Raw genomic sequence first — 9,132 nt, 5'->3', positions numbered from 1 at the left:
AAGCCGGAGAGCGCGATGACAACGCCGCTCCTACACCACGCACGGGGACGTGATCGCCAGTTCGCGCCGCATCTGCCCTTGGGGTTGCGCCAGTTCCAAATCTATGTGCGGCGGTATCTGGTCGAGAAGGCAATGCCGCCCTTTGTACCGCCATTGAGCATGCGGCCAGTCGTGCCGCCGCCGCAGGCTCCCCCACCATCAACGATCCCGCCGCCGCCCGTCACGCCTAAGCCGGTCCCAACCGGCCCGGCATTCGGCCCGGTGGGCAGGGTCGATCCAACCAACCTCTACTGATAGGGACATGAAAATGTGGGAAGTGCATGTGGTGTTTCAGAGCAAGGGCGGCATTGGCAAGTCCCTGGTGGCGACGTTTCTCACCCAATACCTGAGAGAAAAGTGGGCGTTTCCAAGCCAGGTTTTGGCCGTGGACGCGGATGGGCTGAACAACAGCTTTTCCAACACCCTCCAGTCAGGGGCGGCGGTGGTCGGCGCGGACATGGCCACCCTGACCGACACTATCCGCGCCCATCAAGGGGACGTGGTGATTGATACCGGCCCGAGTTCGTATCTGGCCATGGGGGAATGGCTGACTTCACCGGAGACCGTAACAACGCTCCTGAAAGAGGGCTGGACCATAAAGGTGCATTCCATCGTGGTCGGTGGTTGGGCGCAGGCGGAGACGCTGCAGGGCCTGCTGCACGCCATACAGGTCTTGCCACCCCAAATCCGGCTGATCGTGTGGCTCAATGACTATTTCGGGCCAGTGATCAGCCCCATAGGTGCAGATTTTGAGACAATGAAAATCTATACCGAAAACACACACCGGATATGGGGGCTGATCCGCCTGAGAATGCGGGGCCGTGACCTGCATGTGCGCGACATGATGAAGATGCTGGCGCGTCGGCAGACGTTTGCGGAGGCGGTCGGTGATCCCACCGGTTACACCTTGGAGCGCTCACGGCTGGGCCTGCTGCGGCGCGAGATTTTCGGGGCAATCTCGCTGGTGCCGTGACTTATCCACAGTCGCGCGAGAAGGGAGGGATATAGGGTGGGTTGCCCTCCCCCTGTCCCTACGGCCCCGTGATGAAAGAGCGGGCCAGGGGGAGGGCTCTTCTCTGTTCTTCTTCTCTTCTCAGTGCCAGTAGCAATGCGGGTGGCATTACAGTGTGCAGTGCCACCCGCATTACAGTCGGCAATGCAGCGTGCATAACGGGTTTTGTTGTTTTTCAGTGGTTTAGGTGGCCGATCTCCATCTTTTATTGGCTTTCGCTCGTCCTTCTGCCGCCGCAGTAGCTGCTGCTGCCAGCTTCTCGTCCAGCATCGGAATGCGAAGCTGGCCAGCATCGTCGGTGTCAATCCGACGCAAACGTTTCAGCTTTTCCAGCAAGGTTGCGGCCTTCGCGGCGTCCAACGGCAAGATATCCACAAGGGTGGCTGCACCGATTGGACCGGGGGCTGAGATGTAATGCGCAATCAACAACGCCCATGCGCCGATCTCCCGCATATCTCGGAGCCCGCTATACAGCCCGTAAAGGTCATGCCGGCCGAGCTTGATCCATTCCGCTGCTGCCGTGGCTGTTCGATCCCCTGGTGATGGCGGCAGGGTGCCCGCGTCCCTGGGGCTCATTGATCTGCCCGTGGGGATCAAAATGCATCGTTGGGGCTCTGACCGGTCTTCCCGGTGACCTGGGCAGCATCGGCGAGGCGTTTCAAATACGCCTCGCGTTCGCCGATGGGGACAAGGGTCTTGCGGCCGGATTTCAGCACCTTGATCCGGCCAGCCTTCACCTCGGCATAGAAGCGGGTCTTCCCGATGGAGAGCGAATGGCAGAATTCAGCCACTGTGCAGGCCACGGGGGTGATGCGGAGCTTGTCAATTGTCATGATGGCACCATTGCCGTTGATCGGAATGGTTCGTGATCATATGCAGATGCTCGCGGTCATCCAGTTCAAGCCCTCGCAAAAGCTACCGCCTGAACGTGCCCTACTTTATTCTACAAAATCTTCTTGACAGGATCGCTCAACGATTAGAGGCGCGTAGCTTGTTATGGGCTGATTTCCTATCTGATCCCACACTAGCATGCAGTGCGTTCGTCCATGATCTGGGTCGTTGTCTCGTTTATCTACCCAATTTCGAATCTCAGACTTGACTATGTTTTCCGTGCAATGTGGATCAACTATTCGCACTAAATCGTAAAGCCAGCCGATAAACGCGCTCGGCCTTCGAGATAGAATTTTACAACCATTCACATGAAGGGAGTAATCTACAAATCCGATCATCATTTCTCTTCTTAATAATCGTATATGTAGTGAGATTCCCTTTTTGGGAATCCGGACCCTTCCAATACCAGAAAATATCATGGAACTTAGATGTGATAGCTGATCTATCAGAAGTTCTTGTTCAAAATATTCAACAGGCCTATAAATTTGTGCGTTTTCTCCGCCCTTCATTTCTTTATTTCTCTTGTAATTGAAGCCGGATTCATAAAATAATATCGACCTTAAATCATGCCCCATGCATATCATTTTCAATATTAAATCCGTAGTCAATTCCATGAGTTGATTTAATTCTTTCTTTATGCGAATAGCATCTGCTCTATTATTTTCGCATGCCGTCTCCGCCCAAACAACGTCGATTGCCTCGTTCAGCCGGTTCCGAAGCTCCGGCCCTCCCCCCGTGCTGCGTGCGATGCGCGCCCAAAGCTCATCGGAAATATGGCTCATATCATCCCCTCCCACTCACCCAACCAACCGTGCCACAGCCGCCGCCTTATGCTCCGGGGCCAAGTGGGCATAGCGTAGCGTCATCTGATAATCGGAATGCCCCAGCAACTCCCGGACGGTGTTCAGGTCCACGCCGCGCATGACTAGCCAGGATGCGAAGGTGTGGCGCATGTCGTGCCAGCGGAATTTCGTGATGCCGGCGTCCTTCAACACCTCCTCCCACGAGCTGCGCACATTGTCGAAGGGGCCGCCGTCGCGGCTGGGGAAGACAAGGGGGCTGGTTTCCATGCGCTGGGTGTTCCATGCGGTCAGCACCTCCATGGCGGCGCTGTTCAGGGGGATATGGCGCGTCTTCTGGCTTTTGGCCTTAAAGCCGTGGATGGTCAGGATGGCGCGGTCCAGATGCACATCATCCCATGTCAGGTTCGCCAGCTCCCCATAGCGAAGCCCGGTGTGCAGGGAGACCAGCACCATGGGTTTCAGGTGGTCGGCATAGGGTACGACCCGTAGGTCCGGCAGCAGGGGATACTTGCGCACGGCCCGCCACGCATTGGCGCTGTCCCTGCCTGTGCGTAACCGCTCCTCCCGGTCGTCCAGCGCGTTCAGCAGGCGCTTATGCTCGTCATCGGTCAGGAAGCGTACCGTGGCCCGGTCGTCAACGCGGGTACGTTTCACCTTCTCGATATGGTGGGTTTCGATGAAGCCCCATTGCTGGGCTTTCCCCAGCGATGATTTCAGGTCGTCCAGATCGCGGTTGACGGTGGATGGCTTGGTGCCGGCCTTCAGGCGCTCCGAACGCCAGCGCTCCACCAGCAACGGGGTGATCTCGCTGAGTTTCAGGGGGCGGAACTCGGCAAAGCTGGTGTTCAGCCGCCGCAGGGTGCCCTTATGGGTGCGGACATTGGCGATGGCCCAGCTTCCATATTCCCCATCCACAAAGCTGCCGAATGTGTGTTCCTGGGCGGGCTTGGCCACGTCTGCCGCCGGGTCCTTACCCTGGAAGGCGGACCCCAGGATGTCCTTCGCCTGGTCACGAGCCTGTTGCGGGGTGACGACGCTGGTCCGCCCCAGGCTCATCCGTTTGCCGCGTGCATATTCGACGTAATAGGTCATCGCCCCGCTGGGCTGCACCCGCAGCAGCAAACCCTTCAGACGGGTGTCCCGAACCTCATACGGCCGATCAGCCGGTTTCAGGCTCTTGATCAGCGGCAAACCCAGCAAACCTTGCACGGCGAATCCCCGTTTAAGTGCAACGGCCCGAGCCTGCCGTAAGTGCAGTGTAAGTGCAAGATTGATTTTGAACGGCGTTCTATGCTGATGTTCGCCAGGGATCGCTGTTGGCTAATAAGTGTCATATATAGCTGAAAATACGATGTTTTCTGACGTTCTTGCGCGTTCGTCTCCGTTCGTCCAAAATCTTTGAAAATGCCGCTCATAACGGTCTGGTTGGGGGTTCAAGTCCCTCCGGGCCCACCAATCTTTTGTTCCCGCGGCCGCTCTCATGATCGGCTTGGCAATGCGGCGGGTGTGCAGCGTGGCATGGGACGCGCTCCCAGCAGATGATTGTCGCCAGCCCTGCCACTGCGTTACCATCAGGTCGAGCCTGAATGGATTTTCCGACCGTGAGCGTGATGATGCCCCGTTATTCGGACTTGGCCAGCTATCTGGATACCGGGGGCAAGCCGATCTTCTTCGTGCATTGCGTGAAGACGGCGGGCACCTCGCTCAACGGCTATCTCACCCGGCTGGACGGGCGCAGTCGGATATCCACCTTTTATATCGATCGGCAGTTCACCGATATCCTGCTGGCCGAGGCAGCGCAGCCCGGCTTCTATGACAGCCATCACGCCACCCATTTGCCCTTTTCCGTGCTGGCCCCGGTTCTGGACCGGCTGGATGCCAGCCGGTTCCATTGGATCGTCTGCGTGCGTGATCCGGTGGCGCGGCAGGTTTCCCATTACCGCTTCCTGAAAAAGATGCGGGATCTGCCGCTGATCCAGAATAACTGCATCGATTTTTCCAGCCTGGAAGCCTTCACCGACAGCATGCCCCGCAACAGCCAGTGCCGGTTCTACCACCCATCAGGGCAGGCGGATGATGCCATCGCCTTTCTGGATGGGCTGGGGGTGCAGGTGGTGCCGGTGGAGTTCATGCGGGCGGTGATCGACAGCATCTATCAGCAACGTGGTCTGCCGCCCTTGCAGGAGATCCGAGCCAACCGCACCGACCAGGAACCGCCGGCGCGCGACCTGTCGCCCGCTGCCGCCGCGCTGATTGCCGAACGGTTCGCGCAGGATGATCGGCTTTACCGCACCTATCATGGGCGGGTGGCGCCGCTGATGGCCGGCCTGACTCCACCGATGGCGGTGGAAACGCTGGGGCCGGAAAGTGACCTTGCATCACTGCGTCCGGCGGCGTCCGGCGGCAACCTGCATATTTTCGGCAGCAGCGGCGTGGCGGAAAAGCTGCTGGCCCGGCTGCGTGCCGCGGGGGTGGAACCCGCCGGCTTCATCGACAGCAGCCGCAGCGGCACCATGGCCGGCCTTCCCGTGCGGCGGCCGGACGGGCTGGATGCAGCGCAGTGGCGGTCGGCCAGCATACTGGTGGCCGCCGAGGCCTTTGGCCCCGTCCACCGCATCGCCAGCGCCCATGGCTGCGGCCGGATCATCGACGCGTTCGATTTCGCGCTTCAGGCGGAAGTCTGGCGTGTCTGAGAGCAGTGCCCCCGCATCAGCCGTGACAGCGCCCCCACGCTACCAGGATGCCGCCCGCTTCCTGAGCACGGGCGGCAAGCCGCTTTACCTGCTGCATTGTCTGAAGACGGCGGGCACCTCGCTGATCCACTATTTCATCCGGCTGCATGGGCGGGCGAATTGCCAGTTCCATTATGGGGATGCGCAGTCGGTGCCGCTGTTGCTGCGATCGCTGGCCGACCCGGCGGAGCAATGTCATCACCGGGCCAGCCACCTGCCGCTGGCCTATCTGAACCCTTTCCTGGACCGGATCGGCCGGGATCATTTCCACTGGCTGGCCTGCGTCCGTGACCCGCTGGAGCGTCAGGTATCGCTCTACCATTATCTGCGTGGCCGGCAGGACAGGCCGGCGGTGCAGGCCCAGGGGCTGGATTTCAGCAGCCTGGAAAATTTCATCGATGGCACGCCGCGCAACAGCCAGTGCCGCTTCTACCACCCGTCCGCCACGGCCGAGGCAGCGCTGGAAGCGCTGGATGGGCTGGATGCACAGGTGGTGCCGCTACCCTTTCTGGGGCTGGTGATCGATGCGATCTATGCCGAGATGGGGGTCGCCCCCCTGGCACCCATCCGTGCCAACCAATCCCGCCGTGACGACGCCCCCGTCAGCGATACGGCCCGTGCCATGATCGCGGAGCGGTTCCAGCAGGATCAGCGGCTGTTCGATATCTGCCATCGGCGCGTGGCCCCGCTGCTGGCCGGATTCCAGCCCGCCCTGGCGCCGGTAGAGACACTGACGATGCTGGAACAGCTGCAGGGCGGCGGCGGGCCGCTGTACATTTTCGGCAGCAGTGCCGTCGGGCAATCGCTCTGCGCCCGGCTGGACCGGGCGGGCATCCCGGTTGCGGGCTTTATGGACAGCCGGGCGGTTCCCGGCCAGCGGGTGCTGAACCGGCCGGTGCTGCGGCCCGTGGCCTCCGCAGCTGTCGGCGGGCCCCGCCCCACTCTGTTGATCGCGGCGGAGACCTATGGCCCGTCATACCGCGCCCTGCATGCCGGCGGCGGCGGCCGGATCATCGACGCCTTCGATTTCGCCATGCAGACGATGGTCTGACGCCCGGCCCTGGTGCGTTTGATCGATCCGGACCGGGTTCGGTGGCACCGGCCTGCGGCGCGCAGTGCCTGGGCGGGATCACACCTGTGTCGGGGGGCCACCCTGGTTGGAGTCCGTTTCAACGCGATTGCGGCCGTTCAGCTTGGCGCGATACAGGGCGGTGTCGGCGCGGCTGTAGAGTTCGTCGAAATCCTCGCCTGCGCGAAGCTGTGCCAGCCCCTGGCTGGCGGTCACGCGGATGAGGGTGCCATCCAGGTTGATGTCGGCGTCTGCGATGGCACCGCGCAGCCGCTCGGCCAGCAGCCCGGCACCGTCCAGATCGGTATGTGGCATCAGCAGCGCGAATTCCTCTCCGCCGACACGGCCAACCAGATCGGTTGTGCGCAGGTGCCGGTGCAGCAATTGTCCGGTCTGTGCCAGGACGGCATCGCCGGCCGGGTGGCCGAACGTGTCGTTGGTCTGCTTGAAGTCATCCAGATCCAGGATGGCCAGGCTGAGCGGTGTGGCGTGCCGGCCGGCCAAGGCCACCATCTCCGCCGCCCGCTCCATGAAATGCCGCCGGTTGGCACAGCCGGTCAGCGTGTCGGTCATGGCCAGCCGTTCCAGTCGTTCATTGGCGGCGCGCAGGTCCGCGGTGCGGTCGGCGATCTGCCGTTCCAGGGCCCGCTGACGGCTTTGCAGGAAACGGGTGCGCCAGCGTACCAGTCCCAGCACTGCCAGGATCAGCATCAGCGTCGCCAGTGCCATGACCCAGCCATGCTGGTACCAGGCCGGCAATACCCGGATGGGCAGGACCAGATTGCGGTCGGTCCAGACGCCGTCGCGATTGGACCCGCGCAGGCGCAGCGTGTAATTGCCCGGCGGCAGATTGGCATAGATGGCCAGCCGGCGGCTGACATCGGTTTCAATCCAGTCGCTGTCCACCCCGTCCATGCGATAGGCGTAGCGATTGCGCTCCGGTGCTGTGAAATCGAGAGCGGCGAATTCCACCGCCAGGCTGTTGGTCCGCGGTGTCAGGATCAGGGGAGCCCGGCTTTCCGGGCTGTTGACCTGTCCCACCGGCACGGACACGCCGCCGACGCGCAGATCGGTGACGACGATGGGGGGGCGCAGACGCCAGGGCGGCAGGGTGCCAGGCTTGGTGACGGTAAAGCCGCCTTTGGCGCCCAGCAGCCCCTCGCCCTCCAGGCTGGTGGCGCCGCCGCCGGCGAAATAATCGACCAGCGGCGCCCCGTCCGCGCGGCGCAGGGGCCGCACGGTGCCCGCTTCCGGGTCGATCATGGCCAACCCGTCGTCGGTGCCGGCCCAGATCGTGCCGCCCCCGTCCATCTGCAGGCTGTCGACATTCAGATGCGGCAGTCCGGCCTCCAGCCCGATGCGCTGGAAGTGCAGCCTTCCGTCCGGCGTGCGCTCCGTCACGCGGGCAAGGCCGGCGCCGAAGGTGCCGACCCACATCCGGCCCCGGGCATCGAACAATATGGCTGTCACAAAACGGCCGGGCAGCGCGTCAGGAACAGACGGATCGGCATGGATCTGTTCCACCGTCATGTCCGCAAGGTCGATCCGGTTCAGCCCGTTGCGCGTGCCGACCCACAGGTCGCGGCCGGAACCGCGGCGGATCGTCTGTACGCCCGGATCGGAAATGGCCGGACGCAGCAGGGGGCCGGTCAGTGGCTGTCCCGGCGGCCCCGTTGCCACGCCAGTCAGGCCATCCTCCTCCCCCCCGATCCACAGCACGCCATCGGTCCAGGTGATGGCCCCGACGGCGGCCCGCGGGTCGCGCCCAGGCAGGGTGATCAGATGCACCTCTCCGGTCGTGGGGTCCGCGCCATAGAGGCCGCGGCGGGTACCGACATAGACCCGGCCGTGGTCATCTTCCGCGATGCCGAAGATGATCTCCGGCGGCAGGGCCTTGTCCCCCCGATTGGGATCGGGATGCATCGACAGCACGGTGCCGCGCATCGGGTCGATCACGTCGATACCACCGCCGAGATAACCCAGCCAGATCCGGCCGTCATGGGTGGGCAGGATGGCGATCACGTCCGATCCGGTCAGCCCGCCGGGTCGTTGCGAGGGCCCGAAAATCGTGGAGATCAGCCCGGGATCGGCCGGGTGGTAGCTGAGACCACCCGTGCTGCCGACCCAGACAGAGCCAGCATTGTCGCGCAGCAGCGCCCAGACATCGTCATGGGCCAGACTGCTGGGCAGGGTGCGGTCATGCCGGATCTCCCGGACCTGCATCGCCCGGCTGTCGACGGCGACGATGCCGCGGCCGCGCAGGCCGGCCCAGACCTCATGCGGGCCCGCAAGACAAAGGGAGGAGATGGAGCCCGCCGACAGGGCTGGTCCGCTATCGACGGGCCGCGGGACCGCACCGGGGGCGTCGATCACATACAGGCCCTTGCGCATGGTGCCGATCCAGAGACGGCCATCGCCATCGGCCAGCAGGGCCGTTACGCTGACTGTCCCGTCGGCCATCGGCACCGCGGTGAAGGCCGTGCCGTCCGGGGTGCCGCGGGCCAGCCCCATCGTGGTGCCAACCCACAGGGCGCCCGTGCTGTCGCGGACCAGGCTGCGGACGGGGGGGGGCGGGCGGGGCGCCCC

At 62.9% G+C, this 9,132-nt stretch carries 8 protein-coding genes and 1 pseudogene; 4 read left to right on the top strand and 5 right to left on the bottom strand.

Features of this window, described 5'->3' with window-relative positions:
- Together ACODTW_RS27975 and ACODTW_RS27970 are read left to right on the top strand one after the other, a co-directional pair.
- Positions 1–294: pseudogene (locus ACODTW_RS27975) on the top strand (hypothetical protein); the annotation flags it as partial.
- Between the two features lie 13 nt (positions 295–307).
- On the top strand, positions 308–1,012 hold the full coding sequence (locus ACODTW_RS27970) for a P-loop NTPase family protein (protein ID WP_488949492.1): 705 nt from the start codon (positions 308–310) through the stop codon (positions 1,010–1,012).
- A 222-nt stretch (positions 1,013–1,234) separates the two neighbouring features.
- Here the strand turns inward: ACODTW_RS27970 and ACODTW_RS27965 are convergent, their stop codons facing one another.
- The 4 genes from ACODTW_RS27965 to ACODTW_RS27950 all read right to left on the bottom strand — a co-directional run bounded on the left by ACODTW_RS27965 (position 1,235) and on the right by ACODTW_RS27950 (position 3,954).
- Complete coding sequence (locus ACODTW_RS27965) at positions 1,235–1,627, bottom strand: hypothetical protein (RefSeq protein ID WP_488949491.1); 393 nt, start codon at positions 1,625–1,627, stop codon at positions 1,235–1,237.
- 17 nt (positions 1,628–1,644) lie between these two features.
- Positions 1,645–1,884 carry a MerR family transcriptional regulator gene (locus ACODTW_RS27960; RefSeq protein ID WP_488949490.1) on the bottom strand — a complete coding sequence of 80 codons (240 nt, stop codon included), beginning with the start codon at positions 1,882–1,884 and terminating at the stop codon, positions 1,645–1,647.
- Positions 1,885–1,989: 105 nt separating this feature from the next.
- Complete coding sequence (locus tag ACODTW_RS27955) at positions 1,990–2,724, bottom strand: hypothetical protein (protein ID WP_488949489.1); 735 nt, start codon at positions 2,722–2,724, stop codon at positions 1,990–1,992.
- A 15-nt stretch (positions 2,725–2,739) separates the two neighbouring features.
- The gene (locus tag ACODTW_RS27950) at positions 2,740–3,954 is read right to left on the bottom strand and encodes a site-specific integrase (protein ID WP_488949487.1); all 1,215 of its coding nucleotides are present in this window, start codon (positions 3,952–3,954) and stop codon (positions 2,740–2,742) included.
- Between the two features lie 392 nt (positions 3,955–4,346).
- Between ACODTW_RS27950 and ACODTW_RS27945 the strand changes: the two genes are divergently transcribed.
- Positions 4,347–5,438: a hypothetical protein gene (locus ACODTW_RS27945; RefSeq protein ID WP_488949486.1), complete on the top strand. Its 1,092-nt coding sequence runs from the start codon at positions 4,347–4,349 to the stop codon at positions 5,436–5,438.
- Complete coding sequence (locus ACODTW_RS27940) at positions 5,431–6,528, top strand: sulfotransferase family protein (protein WP_488949484.1); 1,098 nt, start codon at positions 5,431–5,433, stop codon at positions 6,526–6,528. Before ACODTW_RS27945 ends, ACODTW_RS27940 begins: the two co-directional genes overlap by 8 nt.
- 78 nt (positions 6,529–6,606) lie before the next feature.
- Here the strand turns inward: ACODTW_RS27940 and ACODTW_RS27935 are convergent.
- A partial coding sequence (locus ACODTW_RS27935; protein ID WP_488949483.1) for a ligand-binding sensor domain-containing diguanylate cyclase occupies positions 6,607–9,132 on the bottom strand: 2,526 nt, incomplete at its 5' end.

The organism is Niveispirillum sp. FG148 (genome assembly GCF_057809655.1).
The sequence above is the reverse complement of the archived record's forward strand: the minus strand, read 5'-3'. Positions and strand labels throughout refer to the sequence as shown.

Bases quoted from the DNA above. Each gene is read 5' to 3' on its own strand.
- ACODTW_RS27960 (WP_488949490.1), bottom strand. From the start codon at position 1,884: ATGACAATTGACAAGCTCCGCATCACCCCCGTGGCCTGCACAGTGGCT.
- ACODTW_RS27965 (WP_488949491.1), bottom strand. From the start codon at position 1,627: ATGAGCCCCAGGGACGCGGGCACCCTGCCGCCATCACCAGGGGATCGA.
- ACODTW_RS27955 (WP_488949489.1), bottom strand. From the start codon at position 2,724: ATGAGCCATATTTCCGATGAGCTTTGGGCGCGCATCGCACGCAGCACG.
- ACODTW_RS27970 (WP_488949492.1), top strand. From the start codon at position 308: ATGTGGGAAGTGCATGTGGTGTTTCAGAGCAAGGGCGGCATTGGCAAG.